The 21,320-nt window shown below is 65.6% G+C and carries 18 protein-coding genes; 7 read left to right on the forward strand and 11 right to left on the reverse strand.

What is annotated here, in order from left to right; genetic code table 11:
* The first annotated feature begins 14 nt into the window (after positions 1-14).
* Positions 15-965: an Hsp33 family molecular chaperone HslO gene (gene hslO / locus B9Z01_RS02065; protein WP_085480595.1), complete on the forward strand. Its 951-nt coding sequence runs from the start codon at positions 15-17 to the stop codon at positions 963-965.
* Between the two features lie 248 nt (positions 966-1,213).
* On the forward strand, positions 1,214-1,600 hold the full coding sequence (locus tag B9Z01_RS02070; protein ID WP_085480596.1) for a hypothetical protein: 387 nt from the start codon (positions 1,214-1,216) through the stop codon (positions 1,598-1,600).
* A 14-nt stretch (positions 1,601-1,614) separates the two neighbouring features.
* Here B9Z01_RS02070 and ftsB read toward each other — a convergent pair whose 3' ends face one another.
* The 9 genes from ftsB to B9Z01_RS02115 all read right to left on the reverse strand — a co-directional run bounded on the left by ftsB (position 1,615) and on the right by B9Z01_RS02115 (position 12,879).
* Positions 1,615-2,052 (reverse strand): cell division protein FtsB, encoded by a 438-nt coding sequence (gene ftsB / locus B9Z01_RS02075; RefSeq protein ID WP_085480597.1) that lies wholly within the window; start codon positions 2,050-2,052, stop codon positions 1,615-1,617.
* A 108-nt stretch (positions 2,053-2,160) separates the two neighbouring features.
* Positions 2,161-3,444 (reverse strand): phosphopyruvate hydratase, encoded by a 1,284-nt coding sequence (gene eno, locus B9Z01_RS02080; RefSeq protein WP_085480598.1) that lies wholly within the window; start codon positions 3,442-3,444, stop codon positions 2,161-2,163.
* A gap of 96 nt (positions 3,445-3,540) precedes the next feature.
* Positions 3,541-4,395 (reverse strand): 3-deoxy-8-phosphooctulonate synthase, encoded by an 855-nt coding sequence (gene kdsA / locus B9Z01_RS02085; protein WP_085480599.1) that lies wholly within the window; start codon positions 4,393-4,395, stop codon positions 3,541-3,543.
* The gene (locus B9Z01_RS02090) at positions 4,392-6,065 is read right to left on the reverse strand and encodes a CTP synthase (protein WP_085480600.1); all 1,674 of its coding nucleotides are present in this window, start codon (positions 6,063-6,065) and stop codon (positions 4,392-4,394) included. Before B9Z01_RS02090 ends, kdsA begins: the two co-directional genes overlap by 4 nt.
* Positions 6,066-6,219: 154 nt before the next feature.
* Positions 6,220-7,023 (reverse strand): alpha/beta fold hydrolase, encoded by an 804-nt coding sequence (locus tag B9Z01_RS02095; RefSeq protein ID WP_085480601.1) that lies wholly within the window; start codon positions 7,021-7,023, stop codon positions 6,220-6,222.
* 66 nt (positions 7,024-7,089) lie between these two features.
* The gene (locus B9Z01_RS02100) at positions 7,090-9,810 is read right to left on the reverse strand and encodes a DNA internalization-related competence protein ComEC/Rec2 (RefSeq protein WP_085480602.1); all 2,721 of its coding nucleotides are present in this window, start codon (positions 9,808-9,810) and stop codon (positions 7,090-7,092) included.
* A 114-nt stretch (positions 9,811-9,924) separates the two neighbouring features.
* On the reverse strand, positions 9,925-10,713 hold the full coding sequence (locus tag B9Z01_RS02105) for a TatD family hydrolase (RefSeq protein ID WP_085480603.1): 789 nt from the start codon (positions 10,711-10,713) through the stop codon (positions 9,925-9,927).
* Positions 10,714-10,868: 155 nt separating this feature from the next.
* Positions 10,869-11,633: a lipoprotein-releasing ABC transporter ATP-binding protein LolD gene (lolD, locus tag B9Z01_RS02110; protein WP_085480604.1), complete on the reverse strand. Its 765-nt coding sequence runs from the start codon at positions 11,631-11,633 to the stop codon at positions 10,869-10,871.
* On the reverse strand, positions 11,626-12,879 hold the full coding sequence (locus B9Z01_RS02115; protein ID WP_085480605.1) for a lipoprotein-releasing ABC transporter permease subunit: 1,254 nt from the start codon (positions 12,877-12,879) through the stop codon (positions 11,626-11,628). Before B9Z01_RS02115 ends, lolD begins: the two co-directional genes overlap by 8 nt.
* Positions 12,880-13,269: 390 nt before the next feature.
* On the opposite strand from B9Z01_RS02115, the gene B9Z01_RS02120 reads away from it, so the two are divergent.
* The 5 genes from B9Z01_RS02120 to B9Z01_RS02140 all read left to right on the forward strand — a co-directional run bounded on the left by B9Z01_RS02120 (position 13,270) and on the right by B9Z01_RS02140 (position 20,522).
* A complete protein-coding gene (locus B9Z01_RS02120; protein WP_085480606.1) occupies positions 13,270-14,487 on the forward strand; it encodes a regulator in 1,218 nt (405 codons plus the stop codon).
* Between the two features lie 123 nt (positions 14,488-14,610).
* Positions 14,611-16,317: a single-stranded-DNA-specific exonuclease RecJ gene (gene recJ, locus B9Z01_RS02125; protein ID WP_085480607.1), complete on the forward strand. Its 1,707-nt coding sequence runs from the start codon at positions 14,611-14,613 to the stop codon at positions 16,315-16,317.
* A gap of 200 nt (positions 16,318-16,517) precedes the next feature.
* Positions 16,518-17,622, forward strand: a protein-coding gene (prfB, locus tag B9Z01_RS02130) for a peptide chain release factor 2 (RefSeq protein WP_143808782.1) whose coding sequence is annotated in 2 segments (ribosomal slippage) — positions 16,518-16,598 and positions 16,600-17,622 — 1,104 coding nt in all. Because the reading frame shifts where the segments join, the coding sequence is not laid out codon by codon here.
* Positions 17,623-17,874: 252 nt separating this feature from the next.
* A complete protein-coding gene (gene lysS, locus B9Z01_RS02135) occupies positions 17,875-19,401 on the forward strand; it encodes a lysine--tRNA ligase (protein ID WP_085480608.1) in 1,527 nt (508 codons plus the stop codon).
* 377 nt (positions 19,402-19,778) lie between these two features.
* Complete coding sequence (locus B9Z01_RS02140) at positions 19,779-20,522, forward strand: outer membrane lipoprotein (RefSeq protein WP_085480609.1); 744 nt, start codon at positions 19,779-19,781, stop codon at positions 20,520-20,522.
* A 153-nt stretch (positions 20,523-20,675) separates the two neighbouring features.
* On the opposite strand, the gene iscX is transcribed toward B9Z01_RS02140, so the two are convergent.
* Together iscX and fdx are read right to left on the reverse strand one after the other, a co-directional pair.
* Positions 20,676-20,873: a Fe-S cluster assembly protein IscX gene (gene iscX, locus B9Z01_RS02145; protein WP_013588918.1), complete on the reverse strand. Its 198-nt coding sequence runs from the start codon at positions 20,871-20,873 to the stop codon at positions 20,676-20,678.
* A 15-nt stretch (positions 20,874-20,888) separates the two neighbouring features.
* On the reverse strand, positions 20,889-21,230 hold the full coding sequence (gene fdx / locus B9Z01_RS02150; protein WP_062129615.1) for an ISC system 2Fe-2S type ferredoxin: 342 nt from the start codon (positions 21,228-21,230) through the stop codon (positions 20,889-20,891).
* Between the last annotated feature and the right edge of the window lie 90 nt (positions 21,231-21,320).

The raw sequence follows: 21,320 nt of genomic DNA on the forward strand, positions 1-21,320 counted from the left end.
ACCGAGGAACAGTTGTGAGCGACCAGTTGCAAAAATTCATGTTCAGCGCGGCGCCGGTGCGCGGCGAGATCGTTTCGCTGCGCAATACGTGGCAGGAAGTGCTGACGCGCCGCGATTATCCGGCGCCCGTGCGAACGATTCTGGGCGAAATGATGGCTGCGTGCGCGCTGCTGTCGGCGAATCTCAAGTTCGACGGCACGCTCGTCATGCAGATTTTCGGCGATGGCCCGGTCAAGATGCTGGTGGTCCAGTGCAGCTCGAATCTGACGATGCGCGCCACCGCGAAGCTCTCGGGAGAGAGCGCCCATACGATCGCCGACGCGACCTCACTCATCGATCTCGTGAACGCGAGCGGCCACGGCCGCTGCGTGATTACGCTCGACCCCGCCGACAAGCAGCCCGGCCAGCAGCCGTATCAAAGCATCGTGCCGCTCACGGGCGTCGACGGCCCGCTCAAGTCGATCGCCGAGGTGCTCGAGCACTACATGCATCACTCGGAGCAGCTCGACACGCGCATGTGGCTCGCGGCGAACACCGAGCGCGCGGTCGGCATGCTGTTGCAGAAGCTGCCCGGCGATGGCGGCATCGTCCCGCATCCGGGCGAGCTCGACGCGGATACGTGGGAGCGCGTGTGTACGCTCGGCGGCACGCTGTCCCAGGACGAGCTGCTCAAAGAGGAACCGGAGACGGTTTTCCGCCGGCTCTTCTGGCAGGAAAACGTCCTGCATTTCGAGCCGGTCACGACGCGCTTCGAATGCACGTGCTCGCGCGAAAAGGTCGGCGCCATGCTGAAGATGCTGGGCCGCGACGAAGTGGACGGCGTAATCGAGGAACGCGGCCACGTCGAGATTCACTGCGAATTCTGCAATCAGCGCTACGAGTTCGACCCGGTCGACGTCGCGCAACTTTTCGTTGCAAGCGGACTCTCACAAGGTGTGACGCCGGCGGCCGGCCAGCGGCACTGAAACGGCTCTCGCCAGAGCGGGCTCCATGCCCGCCGCGGCGCGACGCTTCTCATCGCTCTTCATGACGGCCGCCGCCACAGCGCCGCCCGATGCCTTCACGGCTCGGGCGGCGCTGTCTTTACTCGTTCTATTTTTTGCCTGCTATTTTTTGCTCGTTGTCTTTTTGATCGCCGCGTTGAATCATGGGCGATGCACGCGGCACACGTTCGCTCAGCTTGCCAACGCAGCGGACCGATGGAGATTCGACCATGAAGCACCCTGTTTCGTTGAGACGCCATGCGCGTGCGTTGACCGTGTTGGCCGTGATCGCGGGCGGCGCCGCCCTGGCTGGCTGCACGATCGATCCGCCTGGCCCATCGCCGATTCTGAGCCGACTGCCGCCCGATCAGGCGGCTGCCGTCAGCAACACCCAGCCGCTCACGCCCGAGGAACGCGCGCGCTATGACGCGATCGACCGTCAGGTGATGTTCGAGCAGGATCAGTCGATCGCGGCGGAAGCCGCAGCGCAAGCGTGGTCGCGTTACTACTCGCCCTCGCCACCCGTCACCTTTTCAGCAGGCTTTTCCAGGGGTGGCTGGGGACGCGGCTGGGGGACGGGCATGGGTGTCGGCTTTGGACCGTATTGGGGCTGGTAGGGTCGCGTCAAACCTCAATGCGCGGGCATCTTATCCTTCGCGACCGCCGCCTTCCCGCCATGCTTGCGATCCGGCTTCGCACGCGACTCCGGATTCGGCACCACGTGTAGCGGCGCAGCCGACACCTCGCCGCGCGTCGACGAATTCACCGACGGCGTGTTCGGCGTCGGCAACGGCTGGTTCGGCGACACGAACTGCACGAACACTTCGCCGTCCTTGACCATGCCCATTTCGTAGCGCGCCCGCTCTTCGACCGCGGCCGTGCCGTTCTGCAGATCCTGCACTTCGCCTTGAATGCGCTCGTTGCGCAGCTTCGCGTCGGCATTCTTCTGCAACTGTTGCGCGAGCTGCTGTTGCAACTCATGCACGCGCAGCCAGCCGCCGTGCCCCCACCAGAGCGGGTACTGGATCAGCGCCAGCAGAACGATCAGGACAGCAGTGACAAGCCGCATGAAGTAAGCACAATAAATACGCGCCGCCCTGCGCTATACGCAGGGCGGCGAGGTCAATCAGAAACGAAGGATAACCGGCTCATCGATCGGCGTGAACAAACTGGCTGTTTAGCGCAGATTGTAGAACGCCGACTTGCCCGGGTAGCTTGCGATATCGCCGAGGTCTTCTTCGATACGCAGCAGCTGGTTGTACTTCGAGATGCGATCCGAACGCGACAGCGAACCGGTCTTGATCTGGCCGGCGTTCAAGCCAACCGCGATATCGGCGATCGTCGAATCTTCGGTTTCGCCCGAGCGGTGCGAGATCACCGCCGTGTAGCCGGCGCGCTTGGCCATTTCGATCGCTGCGAAGGTTTCCGTCAGCGTGCCGATCTGGTTGATCTTGATGAGGATCGAGTTCGCGATGCCCTTCTCGATGCCTTCCTTGAGGATGCGCGTGTTGGTGACGAACAGGTCGTCGCCGACCAGCTGGACCTTCTTGCCGAGCTTGTCGGTCAGCGTCTTCCAGCCTTCCCAGTCGCCCTCGTGCATGCCGTCTTCGATCGACACGATCGGGAATTTGTCCGCGAGGTTCGCGAGGTAGTCCGCGAATTCCGTGGACGACAGCTGCAGGCCTTCACCCGCCAACTGGTACTTGCCGTCGTGGTAGAACTCGCTTGCCGCGCAGTCGAGCGCGAGCAGCACGTCTTCACCGGCGCGGTAGCCGGCTTTCTCGATGGCTTGCAGGATGGTGGACAGGCATTCCTCGTTGCTGCCGAAGTTCGGCGCGAAGCCGCCTTCGTCACCCACGGCCGTGCTCATGCCGCGATCCGAGAGGATCTTCTTCAGTGCGTGGAACACTTCGGCGCCGCAGCGCAGCGCTTCGCGGAAGGTCGGCTGGCTGACCGGCACGATCATGAATTCCTGGATGTCCAGGCTGTTGTTCGCGTGCGCGCCGCCGTTGACGATGTTCATCATCGGCACCGGCAGTTGCATTGCACCCGAGCCGCCGAAGTAGCGATAGAGCGGCAGGCCCGCTTCTTCAGCGGCGGCTTTCGCGACGGCCATCGACACGGCCAGCATCGCGTTCGCGCCGAGGCGCGACTTGTTGTCGGTGCCGTCGAGCTCGAGCAGGGTCTTGTCGAGGAAAGCCTGCTCGGAAGCGTCGAGGCCCATGATCGCTTCGGAGATTTCAGTGTTGATGTGCTCGACGGCCTTCAGCACGCCCTTGCCGCCGTAGCGGCCAGCTTCGCCGTCGCGCAGTTCGATCGCTTCGCGCGAACCGGTCGATGCGCCCGACGGCACCGCTGCGCGGCCCATCGTGCCCGATTCGAGCAGCACGTCGCATTCGACGGTGGGGTTGCCCCGCGAATCGAGAATCTCTCGGCCGATGATATCTACGATAGCACTCATGGTTTCCTCAGGAAATGACGTTGAATTCTTTACTGTGACACTGTACCGCGCGTGCTGATTATCGAGGTCGATCGTGACACGCTGCGCACGCCTGAATCAGTTGAAATCGCTTTCGAGGAACGGCGCCCGTTTGACCGCCTGATCGAGCGTGACGAGCGTCTCGAGCAGATCGGCCATACGCTTGAGCGGCACCGCGTTCGGACCATCCGATTTGGCCTCTGCCGGATTCGGATGCGTTTCCATGAAGAGGCCCGCAACACCCACCGCGACCGCGGCGCGCGCGAGCACCGGCACGAATTCGCGCTGGCCGCCCGAACTCGTGCCCTGGCCGCCCGGCAACTGCACCGAATGCGTGGCGTCGAACACGATCGGCGCGTTGGTTTCACGCATGATCGCGAGCGAGCGCATGTCCGACACGAGGTTGTTATAGCCAAACGACACGCCGCGCTCGCACGCCATGAAGCGGTCTTCCGAGAGACCCGCTTCACGCGCGGCGTCGCGCGCCTTGTCGATCACGTTCTTCATGTCGTGCGGCGCGAGAAACTGGCCCTTCTTGATGTTGACCGGTTTGCCCGAGCGCGCGCAGGCATGAATGAAATCGGTTTGACGGCACAGGAATGCCGGTGTTTGCAGCACGTCGACAACGGAGGCAACCTGTTCGATTTCGTGCTCGGCGTGTACGTCGGTCAGCACCGGCAGGCCGAGCTGACGCTTCACTTCCGACAGGATACGCAGACCTTCGTCCATGCCCAGACCGCGAAACGACTTGCCGCTGCTGCGGTTGGCCTTGTCGTACGACGATTTGTAGATGAACGGAATGCCCAGCTTCGCGCAGATTTCCTTCAGGCGGCCGGCCGTGTCGATCGTCATCTGCTCGGATTCGACGACACAGGTACCCGCAATCAGGAAAAACGGCTTGTCGAGACCGATTTCGAAATTGCCCAGCTTCATGCTTTCTCCCCAACTTCGTTCGCGGTGCGCGACTGCTGATGCGCGAACGCCGCTTCGACGAACGACTTGAACAGCGGATGGCCGTCACGCGGCGTGGACGTGAATTCCGGGTGGAACTGCACGCCGACGAACCACGGGTGCATGCTGCGCGGCAGCTCCATCATTTCCGGCAGATTCTCGCTCGGCGTACGGGCGCTAATGATGAGGCCACCCGCTTCGAGTTGGGGCACGAAACGGTTATTGACTTCATAACGGTGGCGATGGCGTTCGTTCACGTCCTTGCCGTAGATCTCCTCGGCCATCGTGCCGGGCTTGATCGGGCAGCGCTGCGAGCCGAGGCGCATCGTGCCGCCGAGGTCCGATTCTTCGGTGCGCTTCTCGACGCGGCCTTCGCGGTCGTACCACTCGGTGATGAGCGCGACCACGCGGTTTTTGGTTTCCTGATCGAACTCGGTGCTGTTCGCATCCTTCAGGCCCACGACGTCGCGCGCGAATTCGATCACGGCGAGCTGCATGCCGAGGCAGATGCCGAGATACGGCACCTTCGCTTCGCGCGCATAGCGGATCGCGGCGATCTTGCCTTCGGTGCCGCGACGGCCGAAGCCGCCCGGCACGAGCACCGCGTCGAGATGCTTGAGGCTCTCGACGCCTTGCGTTTCGATCTCTTCGGAGTCGATGTATTCGATGTTCACGCGCGTCGACGTATGCATCGACGCATGACGCAGCGCTTCGATGAGCGACTTGTACGACTCGGTCAGATCGACGTATTTGCCGACCATGCCGATCGTCACTTCATGCTTCGGGTTCTGCAGCTTTTCGACGAGGTCGGACCACAGCGACAGATCGGCAGGCTTCGGCGTGAGCTTGAGCTCTTCGCAGATGATCGCGTCGAGCCCCTGGTCGTGCAGCATCTGCGGAATCTTGTAGATGCTGTCCGCGTCCCACACGGAGATCACGGCGTCTTCGGGCACGTTCGAGAACAGCGAGATCTTCGCGCGCTCGTCGTCCGGAATGCGGCGGTCGGCACGGCACAGCAGCACGTGCGGCAAGATGCCGATTTCGCGCAGCTTCTGCACGCTGTGCTGCGTGGGCTTGGTCTTCAGTTCCCCGGCCGTGGCGACCCAGGGCACGAGCGTGAGGTGCACGAAGCACGCGCTGTTGCGGCCCATGCGCAGGCTCATTTGACGCGCGGCTTCGAGGAACGGCAGCGATTCGATGTCACCTACCGTGCCACCCACTTCGACGATCGCGACATCGGGCTCACCGCACGTCGCGGAAGCCGCGCCGCGCTCGATGAAAGCCTGGATTTCGTTCGTGATGTGCGGAATGACCTGCACCGTCTTGCCGAGATAATCGCCGCGGCGTTCCTTGCGAATCACCGATTCGTAAATCTGGCCCGTGGTGAAGTTGTTGGCCTTGCGCATCTTCGTGCTGATGAAGCGCTCGTAGTGGCCGAGGTCGAGGTCGGTTTCCGCTCCGTCTTCCGTCACGAACACTTCGCCGTGCTGAAACGGGCTCATCGTGCCGGGGTCGACGTTGATGTACGGATCGAGTTTGAGGAGGGTGACTTTGAGGCCGCGCGATTCGAGGATCGCGGCGAGGGAAGCGGCGGCAATACCCTTGCCGAGGGAAGATACTACGCCGCCGGTGACGAAAACATATTTGGTCATCGCTGGATGCTCGCGGGAAAAACGGATTATACCGTAAAGCAGGGGCCCGACCCAGCAAAATCCGCCCGATCCACACGCCGATCCGCGCACCGATCCGCGCACATATGCCGCCCCTCGCGGCACCCCGCGCTGCGCGCCGACGCGCCCGCCATCGTCAGGCGCCCCGCTCCAGTTCGCGCAACATCCGCTGCACCGCGCGCGCGGTTTCGATCGGCCGCTCCATCGGATAAAGATGGCTGCCTTCGATCCACTCGACGTGGCCGCCGGTCGCACGGCGCGTCGCGTCGAGACCAGCCTGGCGGATTTCCTTCGAGCGCGTGCCGGCGATGAAACCGACCGGCACCGGCGCGCCGCGCGCGAGCCGCGCGCCGAGCGTATGCGGCAGCGTCTTGTAGATCTGATATTCGGTGCGCCGGTCGAACGCGAGTGCACGCGCGCCGTCGGGCGCGCACTGCGGAATGCCGAACTCGATGTAATCGGACAGCATGCGCTCGTCCCAGCGCGCGAACGCCGGCTTCGAGTGAAAGTGCCGCCATGCATCGTCGCGGCTCGCCCAATGGGTGCGCCGCGTACGCGTCGCGGCGGCCGGCGAGAGCCGTTCGTCGAGCCCCGTCCATTGCGACACGCGCAGCATGCTGCTGCGCCAGCCTGCGATCACCGGCGAGTCGAGCATCACCACGCCCCTCACCCATTGCGGTTTTTTCAACGCCGCCATCAGCGACAGATAGCCGCCGAGCGAATGTCCGACGAGCCACACCGGCTGCTCGTACGCGCGGCCGATCTGGTCGAGCAGCTGCTCGACCAGATGCGGCCAGTCCTGCGTGACCGGAAAGCGCGTGTCGTGACCGATCCGTTCGATGAAGCGCACGTCGTAGTCGTCGGAGAGTTCGGCGAAGATCGTCCGGTAGGTGGAAGCCGGAAAGCCGTTCGCATGTGAGAAATGAATGATGTTTTTCAACTGCGGCTATCTCCGTTCTGTTTTTTTGCGTGCGCGCTTGCAGGGCGCTTTTGCGCAATCGCGCAATCAGCGATCCATCCAGTAGCGCCGCTGCGTATCGCGATAGCGCTCGAGCGTGAGCGCGGCGCCGTCCGCGCCAGGATCGACGTCCACCCGCACCGCGCCGTCGCGATCGCTACGGCCCAGTTCGATGTGGCGCGCCTGGTAGCGTTCGAATACGCCCGCATTCGGATGATGAAAGCGATTCTCATAGCCTACCTGAAATAACGCGACGGACGGCCCGATTGAGTCGAGGAACGGCTCGGTCGACGACGTCCTGCTGCCATGATGCGGCACCATCAGCACCTGGGCGCGCAGCGCACTGCGATCGCGCGCGAGCAGCACGCGTTCGACCGGCGCCTCGATGTCGGCGGTGAGCAAGGCCGCGAAACGCGGCGCATCCGCGCCGCCGCGCACCGCCGGCTGGCTCACGGCTGCGCTGGCGGCGGCCGGCAAGGTGCCGACCCTGAGCACGCAGCAATGATCGTTCGTCTTGCCGTTCAGCGGCCCAGCGTCAGGCCACAGTACCGTGAACTCGACGCCGTCCCATTGCCAGCGCTGTCCCGCCGCGCACGGCAGCGTCTGCGCGCCGTGCCGCCTTGCGTTCGGCCACAGCGCGTGGCCGGCCTCCAGTCCGGCCACCATCTGACGCACCTCGATCGCATCGAGCACGGCGGGCGCGCCGCCCGCATGATCGGAATCGGCGTGGCTGACGATCAGCGTGTCGAGCGTCGTCACCCCCTGCGCCTGCAAAAACGGCACCACCACGCGCTCCCCCGCGTGCGTCGATTCCGGCCCCGGCCCAGTGTCGAACAGCAACGCATGATGCGCGGTTTGCACGAGCACCGACGAACCCTGCCCGACATCCAGCGCCGTCAGACGGAACGCGCCGTGGGGCAAAGCAGGCGCGCCAGGCGAGCCCGGCATCAGCAGCGGCAGCCACGTCAGCGGCGCGGCCCAGCGCAACGGCCAGCCGCGCGGCGCGAGACACCAGAGCACGCCGAGCGCCGCCGCGGCCAGCGCCCAACCATCCGGCTGCGGCAACCACCAGAGCATCCAGCGCGGCCCCGTCAGCCATTGCAGGCCGGCCGCGAGCAGATCGAGCAGCGCGTGCGCGAAGCGCCACGCGAACGCGTCGAGCGGCGCGGGCAGCGCAACGCCCGCCAACACCGCCGGCGTGACGAGCGCACTCACCCACGGAATCGCAAACGCATTCGCAAGCGGTCCGACGAGCGGAATCTGCGCAAACCAGTAGACGGTGAGCGGCGCGAGCGCGACCGTCACCGCGATCTGCACATGCGCGGCGCCATGCAGGCGCCTCGCCAGCGCGCGAAGACGCCGGATCGAACCGGCGCGCAAAGCCTGCAATCTGGCTCGCGCCTGAGGGGCTTGTTCGTTCTCGCCGCTATCTCCGCTATCTCCGCCGTCTCTGCCGTCTCCGCCGACGTGCTCGCCGCCGGCCTCGTCACCATGCTCATCGGCCCGCCGTCGCACGCGCGGCCGCCCCGAGGTCGCGAACAGAATCGCTCCGACCGCGCAGAACGACAGCCAGAATCCCGCCGACACGACCGCCCACGGATCGATCAGCAGCACGAGCCCGAGCGCCCATGCGAGCACCGTCGAGCGCGCGAGATTGCGCCCGCCGACGAACGCGAGCGCGACCACCGCCGCCATCCAGAGCGCGCGCTGCGCGGGCACGTTGAAGCCCGCGAACGCGGCGTGCAGCGCGGCAAAGAACGCACCGGCCGTCACCCCGACGATCTGCGCGGGCAGCCGCAGCGGCCAGTCGCGGCCGAGCCAGCCCGAGCGCCGCCACACCGCGGCCGCAAGCCAGCCGGCCAGACCCGCGACGAAGCCGATATGCAGGCCCGAAATCGCCACCAGATGACTCGTCCCGGTGCCGCGCATCAGTTGCCAGTCGGCGGCGCTGACTTCGTCCTGCGCGCCAATCGCAAGCGCGACGACGATTCCGCGATGCGGCGCGTCGGCGAGCACCGCGTCGATCCGGGCGCGCAATGCGGCACGCGCGCGGTCGACCAGCACGGCGAGCCCGCGCGCATAGCCCGGCAGACGCACGGCATGATCCGGCGCGCTCACATAGCCGCTCGCCCGTACGTTGCGCGCGAGCAGGTTCGCTTCGGCATCGCGCACGCCGAAGTTCGCATTGCCGTGCGGCCGCTTGAGCCGCACGGGCAGGCGCCAGCGATCGCCGGGTTCGAGCCGCGGCACCGGGGCGCCGCGGGCAATCCACGAGAGCTGAATCACGCGCGGAAACGCCGCGATCCGGGCGTCGTTCGACTCGACCTCGAACAGAAAGCGCGCGCCTTGACCGTCGAACGACGGCAAGCCCTTGATGCTGCCGGCAACCTCGATATCGCGCCCCTCCCACGCGTGCGGCAGACTCACCGCGAGCCGCGCCTGCGCGCGCACGGCGGCGTAGCCGAAGCCCACGCACATCGCCGCGCACCACACGGCGCACCAGCCGGCCACGGTCCGCATGCGTATGCGCATGCGCGCATCGCACCATGCGCGGCGCGCAATCGAACCCGCCACCGCGCACACGGGCACGCGAGCCTCCGCGCGCGCCTCGCAAACCGCCGCATCGCGCCCTCGCAAGCCCCACACCGCCATGCCAGACGCCGCGCACGCGAGCAGCACCAGCCCCCACCAGCCAGCCGCCCGCGGCAACGCCGCCTGCCGCTGCAATCCGATCACACCCAACGCAAAACCGCACCACACTGCCCACATCCGCCCTCCGCGCCGCCGGCGCCAGGCGTCGTCACGCGCCAGGCGAGCAGGCAGCAGCGAGCCCGCCGGGCGTGGGTGCCGCCCGGCGCGAACCCTTTCGACCAACGGAATCGATTATGCAGAGGAAAGCGCGAGACGCGGCAGCGCGGCGAGCGCGTTAGCCGTTGTGCCTAGGGCGGCTGCGTCAGGAGTGACATTGCGCAGTTGCGCGAGGCTCGCGCCGATCGCCGGAATCTGCTCGGGCGAGTTGCGCTGCTTGTACATCCAGGAAGGCGCGATGTCCGGCGCGTCGGTTTCGACGACGAGCGCGTCGAACGGCAACTGTTCGGCGAGACGCCGGATCTGCCGCGCGCGCTCGAACGTCAGATTGCCGCCGAAGCCGAGATGCAGCCCCTGGTCGATATACGCCTGAGCCTGCTGGAAGCTGCCGTTGAACGCGTGCGCGATGCCGCGATGGATCTGATGCCGCCGTAGCCCCTTGATGACCTGATCCTGCGACTTGCGCACGTGGCAGATCACCGGCAGGTCGAATTCGCGCGCGAGTTGCAACTGGCCGTTGTAGAAGAATTGCTGACGCGCGTCGTCGAGACCCGCGACGAAATAGTCGAGCCCGATCTCGCCGATGCCGACGAAGCGCGGATCGCCGAGACTCGCCTCGATCTCCATGCGCAGCAGGTCGAGATCGGCGTCGACGGCGCCCGGTGTGAACAGCGGATGAATGCCGAGCGCATACGCACCGCCTTCGACGCGATGCGCGAGTTCGCGCACCGCCGCGAAGTTCTGCCGCCCGATCGCCGGGATCACGATGCGCGAGACGCCCGCGCCGCGCGCGGCCGCGGCGACCGCGTCGCGGTCGGCGTCGAACTCGGAAGCGTCGAGATGGCAGTGCGTATCGATCCACATGAGCTGTCTCGCAAACGGTGGGGCGGGACCGAAGCCGGCTGTACGGTCCGCGGTGGCCGTCTGTGGTCAGCGGCAACCCGCAACGGCCGCAACACAACCGCCACAGCCACGCCGGCCCGCGCTGGACCCGCCTCAGGGCCGCATTGAACCAGCCATCAAACCGGCACCGGCGGCTCCTCGTGCAGCACGCCGTCGCGCAGCCGCATGATGCGGTCGCAGCGGCCGGCCAGCTCCGGGTCGTGCGTGACGATCACGAAGCTCGTCTCGAGCGTGCGCGACAGTTCGAGCATCAGGTTGAACACGGTGTCGGCGGTGCCGCCGTCGAGGTTGCCAGTCGGCTCGTCGGCGAGCACGCAGGCCGGCTTCGTGACCAGCGCCCGCGCGATCGCGACACGCTGGCGCTCGCCGCCCGACAGCTCGCCCGGCCGATGCTTCGCGCGATGCCCCATGCCGACGCTCTCCAGCACCGCGAGCGCTTCGCGGTGCGCGACCTCGGGCGTCTCGCGGCGAATCCGCAGCGGCATTGCGACGTTGTCGAGCGCGGAAAACTCCGGCAGCAGATGGTGAAACTGATAGACGAAACCGAGCGCGCGGTTGCGCAGGTCATTGCGCTCGCGCTCGGAAAGCTTCGTGAACGGCTTGCCGAGCACGGAGACCTGGCCCGCGCTCGGATCGTCGAGACCGCCGAGCACGTGCAGCAGCGTGCTCTTGCCGGAGCCCGATGCGCCGACGATCGCGAGCTTCTCGCCGCGCCGCACGCTCAGTTGCGCGTCGTTGAGCACCTGCACGTTCAGGCCGCCCTGCACGAACGACTTGGAAATGCCGGTTGCTTCCAGCACGTACGGATACGGCACGGGGTCCTGAGCGCTCATGGATGAATTGGTGGATGGATTGACTGGACTCGCGAGACGGTCATTCATAGCGCAGCGCCTCCGCCGGACGGACCTTGGCGCCGCGCCAGCTCGGGTAAAGCGTCGCGAGCGCCGACAGCACGAACGCGATCGTGCCGATTCTCGCGACGTCGGCCGGAACCAGCTCGGAGGGCAGCTCGCTGATGAAGTACACCGATGGCGGCAGGAACTGCACGCCGAACAGATGCTCGATCATCGGCACGAGCCACGGAATGCTCCACGCGATCAGACAGCCGAGCGCGACGCCGATCGCCGTGCCGATGAAGCCGATCGTCACGCCCTGCACGACGAAGATCTTCATGATCGATCCGGGCTGCGCGCCGAGCGTGCGCAGGATCGCGATGTCGGCCTGCTTGTTGGTCACCGTCATCACGAGCGACGACACGAGATTGAACGCCGCAACCGCGATGATCAGCGTGAGGATGATGAACATCATGCGCTTTTCGATCTGCACGGCCGAGAACCAGGTCTTGTTCTGCTGCGTCCAGTCGCGAATGTAGAGATCGCCCGTCAGGGTGTGCGAGAGTTCGCGGGCAACCTCGGGCGCGCGCTGCATGTCGGACAGCCGCAGCCGCACGCCGGTCGGCGCGGGCAGGCGGAACAGCGCCTGCGCGTCCTTGATGTTGACGAGCGCGAGCGTGCTGTCGTATTCGTAATGCCCAGACTCGAAGATGCCGACCACCGTGAACTGCTTCAGGCGCGGCAGCATGCCGGCCGGCGTGATCGTGCCTTCTGGCGCGACGAGCGTGATCTTGTCGTTCAACTGCACACCGAGGCTCGCCGCGAGGTCAGCGCCGAGCACGATGCCGAAGTCACCCGGCACGAGGTCGGTCAGCTTGCCGCCCTTCATTTCCTTGTCGATGTCGGACACCTGCGGCTCGAGCGTGGGCTCGATGCCGCGCAGCGCGACGCCGCTTACGGCGTCCTGGCGCGTGAGCAGCGCCTGCGCGTCGACGTAGGGCGCCGCGCCGATCACCTGCTTGTTCAGGCGCGCTTCCTTCGCGGTCAGTTGCCAGTCGGGCATCGAACCGGTCGGCGAAAAAATCTCGACGTGCGCGAGCACCGACAACATGCGGTCGCGCACTTCTTTCTGGAAGCCGTTCATCACCGACAACACGACGATCAGCGCCGCGACACCAAGCGCGATGCCCGACATCGACACCAGCGCGATGAAAGAAATAAAGCCGTTACCGGTCGTGCGTTTGCCGGCGCGCGTGTAGCGCCAGCCAATCTGCCATTCGTAGGGAAATTTCAAGCGAATCCTTTTCTGCGTTCTTCGGCTGTGTGCTGGGCAAAGCCAGCGTCGAGCGCCTGCCGTGCGGCCCGGGCGTCGTGATCGTTGGGCTCGCGGCGACGCGGATCGTTCCGCGCGGAATGCGCGGTACCTGCTCCAGCGATCAAGCGCGAAGTTTGCCATACAAATCCGCCCGCTCGCGCAAAGGCCGTGCGGCGCGTGGCGGCGGGCGGAAAACCGGCGGCGGCGCCTGCGCGCCGGACTGCCGCACCCGGGTAAGCCTAGGCGGGCCGACGCCCCGCGCCGCTTGCTCGCCGCTTCCTCGCCGCTTCAGTGCCACTTCAGCGCCACAGCCCGTTGCCGCCGTACGGTGAGCTTCCTGATCGAAATACTCGCACTCTTTGGCCTACAATGCGCAGCATCATGCACGCCGACCACCGCCCTCGCCTCCACCTTCTGCTGCCCTTTGCCCTGCCCGCCGCCGCGGACGCTTCCACCGCCCTTCACGACATCCGCAGTCCAGCGCTCGACCGGCTGGTCGCGCGCGCGACGCTGGTCGAACGCGTGGTCGGCGAGGATTTTCAGCGCACGCTGCCGCACGAGCGCTGGGTCGCCCGGCAATTCGGCGCGCTGCCCGACGGCGCGACGGCCGCCGCCGACGAAGCCCCGCTCGCCCCCTACATGCTGCGCGCCGATGGCGGCGAGCCCGGCAGCGCAACCTGGGCGTGCGTGCAGCCGGTGCATGTACGCATCGCGCACGATCATCTGGTGCTGATCGATCCCGCCTCGCTCGAACTGTCCGATGACGAAGCGAGCGCGCTGCTCGCGCTCGCGCGTCCGCTGATCGAGGAACTCGGCGTGCGCATCGAGGCACCGAAGCCGACGCGCTGGTATCTGTCGAGCGACGATTTCGGCACGCTAGCGGGCGCCTCGCCGCTGCGCGCGAGCGGCCGCAACATCGAAATCTGGCTGCCGCATGAGGCGCATTCCGGCGAGCGCTCTCGCGCGTGGATGAAGCTGCAGAACGAAGTGCAGATGGCCTGGTTCGAGCACCCGGTCAACGAAGCCCGCGAGGCGCGCGGGTTGCCGGCCGTCAATTCGATCTGGTTTCACGGCCAGGGCGCGGCACGGCCGGTGCGCAGTCCGTTCGCGCGCGTGCTGTCCGACGCCGCCGCCACGCGTGGTCTCGCGATGAGCGCGGGCGTCGCGACGGGCGCGCCGCCGGCCTCGTTCGGCGAATTGCCCGCAGCGCTGCGCGGCGCGGAAAGCGGCAACCGCGTGAGCCCGGCGAACAGCGCCGGCACCGCGCCGAACAGCAATATGAGCGGAAACACGAGCGGCGGTGCCAGCGCCAACGTCGGCAGCCGCAGCACAGGCGGCACGCTCGTCGAACTCGACCCGTTCTCCGCGCCCTACGTCGAACAGGACTGGGCACGCTGGAACCACGCGTTCGCCGCGTTGCAAACCGACTGGTTCGAGCCCGCGCTCGCGGCGCTTCAATCCGGCGAGCTTGCCGGACTCGACCTGACGCTGTGCGGCGACACCGGCTCGGTGACGCTCGCGCTCACGCGCGGCGATCTGCGCAAATTCTGGCGGCGGCGCGTGCTGGCCTCGCTCTTCATCGAGTGATCCGGGCATGAGCCACCCCATGAGCCACAGCATGAGCCAACACACGAGCCACCGGACAAGCCCCTGAATGACCCAGCGCACGCCTCGCCGCCTGCCCCATCGAATGACTCACGGCCCTTTCGCATGACCCGAATCGTTACGCGCTCCTGCTCCCCCGTCGACGCCGAAGTCCTCACCCGTCACGGCCTGCATCCGGTGCTCGCGCGCCTCTACGCGTCACGCGGCGTGTGCCTGCCCGAAGACGTCGAAACCGGCCTCGCGCGGCTCGTGCCGCCCGCCGCGCTCAAGGGTTGCGACGACGCCGCCGCGCGGCTCGCCGACGCGATCCAGCAACAGCGGCGCATGCTCGTCGTCGCCGATTACGACTGCGACGGCGCGACCGCCTGCGCGGTCGCGGTGCGCGGGCTGCGCATGTTCGGCGGGCGGATCGACTATCTCGTGCCGAACCGCATGGAACACGGCTACGGGCTCACACCGGAGATCGTCGCGCTTGCGGCAGGCGGCGCAGCGGGCAAACCCGATCTGCTGATCACGGTCGACAACGGCATCGCGAGCGTGGACGGCGTCGCGGCAGCCAATGCGCTCGGCATCGACGTGCTCGTCACCGACCACCACCTGCCCGGCGACGAGTTGCCCGCCGCGCGCGCGATCGTCAATCCGAACCAGCCGGGCTGCACGTTCCCGAGCAAATGCATCGCGGGCGTCGGCGTGATGTTTTACGTGTTGCTCGCGTTGCGCGCGGAACTGCGCCGCCGTGGCGCATTCGGCACTGCGTTGCCCGAACCGCGCCTCGATGGCCTGCTCGATCTCGTCGCGCTCGGCACCGTCGCCGACGTCGTCAAGCTCGACGGCAACAATCGCGTGCTGGTCGCGCAGGGTTTGCAGCGCATCCGCAAAGGCCGCATGCAGCCGGGTATCGCCGCCCTCTTTCGCGCCGCCGCGCGCGACGCGCGCAACGCCTCGGGCTTCGACCTCGGCTTCGCGCTCGGTCCTCGCCTGAACGCGGCGGGACGGCTATCGGACATGTCGCTCGGGATCGAGTGCCTGACCACCGACGACGTCGGCCGCGCATGGGATCTCGCGCAGCAGCTCGACACGATGAACCGCGAGCGCCGCGAAATCGAAGCCGGCATGCAGCAGCAGGCGCTCGACGATCTCTCGGCCGTCGACCCCGACGGCGCGACCACGATCACGCTGTTCAATCCGGGCTGGCATCAGGGCGTGATCGGCATCGTCGCCGGACGGCTCAAGGAGAAATTCCACCGGCCGTCGTTCACGTTCGCGCCCGCCGACGACAGCGGCCTCACCGTCAAGGGCTCGGGCCGCTCGATCGCGGGCTTCCACCTGCGCGACGCGCTCGATCTGATCTCGAAGCGCGAACCGGACCTGATCGTCAAGTTCGGCGGCCACGCCATGGCCGCTGGCCTCACGATCGCCGCCGCCGACGTGCCGCGCTTCACGGCCGCATTCGAGGCGGTCGGGCGCGAATGGCTGTCCGCGGAAGCGCTCTCGCGCACGATCGAGACCGACGGCGAACTCGAAGATGCGTACTTCACGCCGCAATTCGTCGAAATGCTCGATGCGGCGGTGTGGGGCCAGGGCTTTCCGGCGCCGGTGTTTTCGGGTGAATTCGAAGTCGCCTCCCAGGCGCTCGTGAAGGACAAGCACCTGAAGCTGCAACTGCTGCGCGGCCGCCAGCGCTTCAACGCGATCTGGTTCAACCACACCGATACCCTGCCCGCGCGCACGACCATCGCTTACCGGCTCGCGAGCGATACGTGGAACGGTGTGTCGCGAGTTCAGCTGATCGTCGAGCACGCGGCGGGTTGAGCAGGCGGGCCGACGCCGTGGACTGATGCGGCGGACTGATACGGTGGACTGACGCGGTGGACTGCCCCGGCGGCCCCCTCGTGCCGGCCGAAAATCTCCGCAAAATCAATCCCGAACACGCGCCGGACTGCCCCGAAGGCTCCGGCGCGGTGCGCCGATCGGCTATAATTTCTGCTTTTTACGCAGAATAGAAGATCGACATGGAAGCGGAACGTCTCAACGCGATCGAAGCCTCTCTGGCCGACCTGCGCAAGCGCGCGGACGACCTACGGGGGTATCTTTGACTACGACGACAAAGCACTGCGTCTAATCGAAGTCAACCGGGAACTCGAAGACCCGGACGTCTGGAACGACTCGAAGCACGCCCAGGCGCTCGGCAAGGAAAAGAAGCTGCTCGACGACACGGTCGGCAAGCTCACGTCGATCACGAACGACGTGAGCGATGCGCAGGACCTGTTCGAGATGGCCCGTGAAGAAGGCGACGACGACACCCTGCTCGCCTGTGAAGCCGACGCCGGGGCCATCGAAGCGCGCGTCGCCGACATGGAATTCCGCCGGATGTTCGCGAACCCGGCCGACCCCAACAACGCATTTCTCGACATCCAGGCCGGCGCCGGCGGTACCGAGGCGTGCGACTGGGCGTCGATGCTGCTGCGCCAGTATCTGCGCTACTGCGAGCGCAAGGGCTTCAAGACCGAAGTGCTCGAACAGACCGACGGCGACGTGGCGGGCATCAAGAACGCGACGATCAAGATCGAAGGCGAATACGCATACGGCTTTTTGCGCACCGAAACCGGCGTGCACCGGCTCGTGCGCAAGTCGCCGTTCGACTCGTCGGGCGGCCGTCATACGTCGTTCTCGTCGGTGTTCGTGTATCCGGAAATCGACGACTCGATCGAAGTCGAGATCAACCCGGCCGATCTGCGCATCGACACGTACCGCGCATCGGGCGCGGGCGGTCAGCACATCAACAAGACCGACTCGGCGGTGCGGATCACGCACCTGCCGTCGGGCATCGTCGTGCAGTGCCAGAACGACCGCTCGCAGCACCGCAACCGCGCCGAAGCGATGGCCATGCTGAAATCGCGCCTGTACGAAGCGGAAATCCGCAAGCGTCAGGCCGAGCAGGACAAGCTCGAAGCCGGCAAGACCGATGTGGGCTGGGGCCATCAGATCCGCTCGTACGTGCTCGACAACAGCCGCATCAAGGATCTGCGCACCAACGTCGAAATCAGCAACACGAAGAGCGTGCTCGACGGCGACCTCGATCCGTTCATCAGCGCGAGCCTGAAACAGGGCGTTTAAGCGCAAGCGGCGCGGCCGGCATGGCCTGCGCCGCCTGCTCGTCGCTTGTCGCTTGCCGGTTTTGCGTCGCTTCTGCGTCACTTGTTCGCCGCTTATTCGTCGCTTATCCGCCGTACGCTTCTTCGCTGTGTCCCGCGGTTTTTTCGCAGCTTTTTGCGCAGTTTTTGTTTTGTACACCGCCTGAGGTTTTCACACTGACTGGCCTCCCGCGCACGGACCACTCCGCCGCGGGCCACCGAACACCAAATCATCATGACCGAACCGATCCAGCCGAACGTCGCGCCCGAGGTGGACGACAACAAGATCATCGCCGAGCGCCGCGAAAAGCTGCGCGAACTGCGTGAGCAAGGCGTCGCCTATCCGAACGACTTCCGCCCCACGCATCACGCAGAAGACCTGCAGCAACAGTACGAGCACGCGGACAAGGAAGCGCTCGAAGCGAATCCGCTCGAAGTCGCCATCGCCGGGCGCATGATGCTCAAACGCGTGATGGGCAAGGCGAGCTTCGCGACCGTGCGCGACGGCTCGGGTCAGATCCAGTTCTTCATCACGCCCGCCGACATCGGCCAGGAAACCTACGACGCGTTCAAGAAGTGGGACATGGGTGACATCGTCGCCGCGCGCGGCGTGCTGTTTCGCACCAACAAGGGCGAGCTGTCGGTGCGCTGCACCGAGCTGCGTCTGCTGTCGAAGTCGCTGCGCCCGCTGCCCGACAAGTTCCACGGTCTCGCCGACCAGGAAATGAAATACCGCCAGCGCTACGTCGACCTGATCGTCACGCCGGAAACGCGCAAGACCTTCGTCGCGCGGACGAAGGCGATTGCGTCGGTGCGCAACTTCATGGCCAAGGCCGACTTCATGGAAGTCGAAACGCCGATGCTCCACCCGATTCCGGGCGGCGCGGCGGCCAAGCCGTTCACCACGCACCACAACGCGCTCGACATGCAGATGTTCCTGCGCATCGCGCCGGAGCTGTATCTGAAGCGGCTCGTGGTCGGCGGCTTCGAGCGTGTGTTCGAGATCAACCGTAACTTCCGCAACGAGGGCGTGTCCGTGCGCCACAATCCGGAATTCACGATGATCGAGTTCTACGCGGCCTACACCGACTACAAGTGGGTGATGGACTTCACCGAGCAGCTGATCCGCCAGGCCGCGATCGACGCGCTCGGCACGGCCACGTTCACGTATCAAGGCCGCGAGCTCGATCTGTCGAAGCCATTCCATCGGCTCACGATCACCCAGGCGATCCAGAAGTACGCGCCGCAATACACGAACGAGCAACTCGCCGACAGCGCGTTCCTGCGCACCGAGCTGAAGAAGTTCGGCGTCGACGCGTCACAGCCGCAGTTCCTGAATGCGGGCATCGGTTCGCTGCAACTCGCACTCTTCGAAGAGACCGCCGAGTCGCAGTTGTGGGAGCCGACCTACATCGTCGACTATCCGCTCGAGGTGTCGCCGCTCGCGCGCGCATCGGACAAGGTGGAAGGCATCACCGAGCGCTTCGAGCTGTTCATCACCGGCCGCGAGATCGCCAACGGCTTCTCGGAACTCAACGATCCGGAAGACCAGGCTGCCCGCTTCAAAAAGCAGGTCGACCAGAAAGACGCCGGCGACGAAGAAGCGATGTTCTACGACGCGGACTACATCCGCGCGCTCGAATACGGCATGCCGCCCGCGGGCGGCTGCGGTATCGGCATCGACCGCCTCGTGATGATGCTCACCGACAGCCCGAGCATCCGCGACGTGATCCTGTTCCCGCATCTGCGCCGCGAGGACTGATCGCTGCTGTCGGTTGCCGACATTACTGACGTTGCCGATCATTACGTCCGGCCCGCAAGGAAGCTCCTGAAAACGCCCGGCCTCGCCGGGCGTTTTCTATTGAGCGATGCATTCGCGAGTGTCCGGGACCGTTTTCTGCTACCGAATGGTTTGTAACTAGCGGTAAAAGCCGCCCGATAATGCGTGCGCCGTCCCCGATGGCGTGTGGTTCCCAATATTGCGCACACCAAGGCGCGCCATGCCCAGGCTCACGGCATACGCGCAACGCCATCGCCGCACTGGTTACAAATTGAAACACCGCCCCGATCGAATTGCCTGACACTCGATCTGGCAAAGAGCATCAAAGAAAGTCGGCTCTGCCAGAAACGGAGGCCAATATGGACAACCCCACCCAACCCACGCAACAACGTCGTCTTCATCCGCTGATTGCGACCGCCGCCGGCGCGGTGCTTATCGCGAGTCTCGTCGCCACTGCGGCAATTACGGGCGTATTCCCGAAAGCATCGAGCAATAGCGCGCAGAACGATCAGACTCAGGCCGCGCAGGTAGCGGCCCAACAACAGGCTCAACAGCAGGCCCAGGAACCGGCGCAACAGCAGGAGCAACAGCCCGGTGTCGTCGATTCGGCGGCGCCGGTCAATGCGCCAGCGCAACAACAAGCGCCGCAGGCACAAGCAGGGCAGATCCAGCAGGCTGCGCCCTCCGCTCCGACGCAGCAGCCGCAATATGAGCAGCAACAGCAAGCCGCGCCGCAGTACGCGCAACAACCGGCGCCGCAGCCCGCCTATTGCTCGACCTGCGGCACGGTCGTCGCGATTTCGGCGGTTCATCATGAAGGTCATGGCACCGGGATCGGGGCAGTCGGCGGCGCGGTGGCCGGCGGCCTGATCGGCAACCAGTTCGGCGCAGGCGGCGGCCGCGCCGCGATGACGGTGCTCGGCGCGGTCGGCGGCGGCTTCGCGGGCAACTCGGTCGAAAAACATCTGCGCAGCACGAACGCGTATTCGGTGCGCGTGCGAATGGAAAACGGCAAGACGCGCTACTTCACGTATCACGAAGCGCCGCCGTTCCAGCAAGGCCAGCGCGTGCGCGTCGAAAACGGCGGACTGGTGGCCGACTAATGCCGGTACAGGGTTTTTTGCCACAGCAATGAAAAAGGCGATTCCAGTGGAATCGCCTTTTTCAGTCATCGCGCAAGCGCGTGCGGAATCGCGCTCACCAGTGCCCGCTCACAACCCGCATACGGGCTCAATATACGTGCTCAAGACGCGGGCTCAATAATCCGCGTCTTCGATCCACGCCGCCTGAATCGCTTCGAGAATCTTTTCGTTCGAGCGGTTCGGATCGTCGTCGAACCCTTCCAACTCGGTCACCCAGCGATGCAAATCGGTGAAGCGCACCTGCTGCGGATCGACGTCCTGATGCTTGTCAGTCAAGGCCATCGCGATGTCTTGCGTATCGGTCCACTTCATGGCTGCGTCCTCCTGTTAGTGGTTTTCCTTCGCGTGATTGATCGAGTAACGCGGAATTTCGACGACCAGATCCTGTTCGTCCGGCACGATGGCCTGGCACGACAGACGCGAAGCCGGTTCGAGCCCCCACGCCTTGTCCAGCAGATCGTCCTCGTCTTCCTCGGATGGCGTCAAGGCGGCGAAACCCTCACGCACGATCACGTGACAGGTCGTGCACGCGCAGGACTTCTCGCACGCGTGCTCGATTTCGATGCCGTTATCGAGCAGGTTGTCGCAGATGCTCTTGCCGGGAACGGCGTCGATCACCGCGCCTTCCGGGCACAGTTCGACGTGAGGCAGCACAACGATTTGAGGCATACAGTTTCCGTTTGGGTCTGAGGCACGGCGGCCGCCAGCTATGCGGCGTGCAGGCTCCGTACCATTTTACTGGCGCCGCGCGGACTTTTT

This window comes from Paraburkholderia susongensis (genome assembly GCF_900177725.1).
Classification (GTDB): Bacteria; Pseudomonadota; Gammaproteobacteria; order Burkholderiales; family Burkholderiaceae; genus Paraburkholderia; species Paraburkholderia susongensis.

What these genes read in the sequence shown, in the direction of transcription:
- B9Z01_RS02120 (WP_085480606.1), top strand. Translation starts at nt 13,270, where the DNA reads ATGCGCAGCATCATGCACGCCGACCACCGCCCTCGCCTCCACCTTCTG.
- recJ (WP_085480607.1), top strand. Translation starts at nt 14,611, where the DNA reads ATGACCCGAATCGTTACGCGCTCCTGCTCCCCCGTCGACGCCGAAGTC.
- lolD (WP_085480604.1), bottom strand. Translation starts at nt 11,633, where the DNA reads ATGAATGACCGTCTCGCGAGTCCAGTCAATCCATCCACCAATTCATCC.
- eno (WP_085480598.1), bottom strand. Translation starts at nt 3,444, where the DNA reads ATGAGTGCTATCGTAGATATCATCGGCCGAGAGATTCTCGATTCGCGG.
- B9Z01_RS02070 (WP_085480596.1), top strand. Translation starts at nt 1,214, where the DNA reads ATGAAGCACCCTGTTTCGTTGAGACGCCATGCGCGTGCGTTGACCGTG.
- fdx (WP_062129615.1), bottom strand. Translation starts at nt 21,230, where the DNA reads ATGCCTCAAATCGTTGTGCTGCCTCACGTCGAACTGTGCCCGGAAGGC.
- lysS (WP_085480608.1), top strand. Translation starts at nt 17,875, where the DNA reads ATGACCGAACCGATCCAGCCGAACGTCGCGCCCGAGGTGGACGACAAC.
- B9Z01_RS02100 (WP_085480602.1), bottom strand. Translation starts at nt 9,810, where the DNA reads ATGTGGGCAGTGTGGTGCGGTTTTGCGTTGGGTGTGATCGGATTGCAG.
- B9Z01_RS02105 (WP_085480603.1), bottom strand. Translation starts at nt 10,713, where the DNA reads ATGTGGATCGATACGCACTGCCATCTCGACGCTTCCGAGTTCGACGCC.
- iscX (WP_013588918.1), bottom strand. Translation starts at nt 20,873, where the DNA reads ATGAAGTGGACCGATACGCAAGACATCGCGATGGCCTTGACTGACAAG.
- B9Z01_RS02140 (WP_085480609.1), top strand. Translation starts at nt 19,779, where the DNA reads ATGGACAACCCCACCCAACCCACGCAACAACGTCGTCTTCATCCGCTG.
- B9Z01_RS02090 (WP_085480600.1), bottom strand. Translation starts at nt 6,065, where the DNA reads ATGACCAAATATGTTTTCGTCACCGGCGGCGTAGTATCTTCCCTCGGC.
- kdsA (WP_085480599.1), bottom strand. Translation starts at nt 4,395, where the DNA reads ATGAAGCTGGGCAATTTCGAAATCGGTCTCGACAAGCCGTTTTTCCTG.
- ftsB (WP_085480597.1), bottom strand. Translation starts at nt 2,052, where the DNA reads ATGCGGCTTGTCACTGCTGTCCTGATCGTTCTGCTGGCGCTGATCCAG.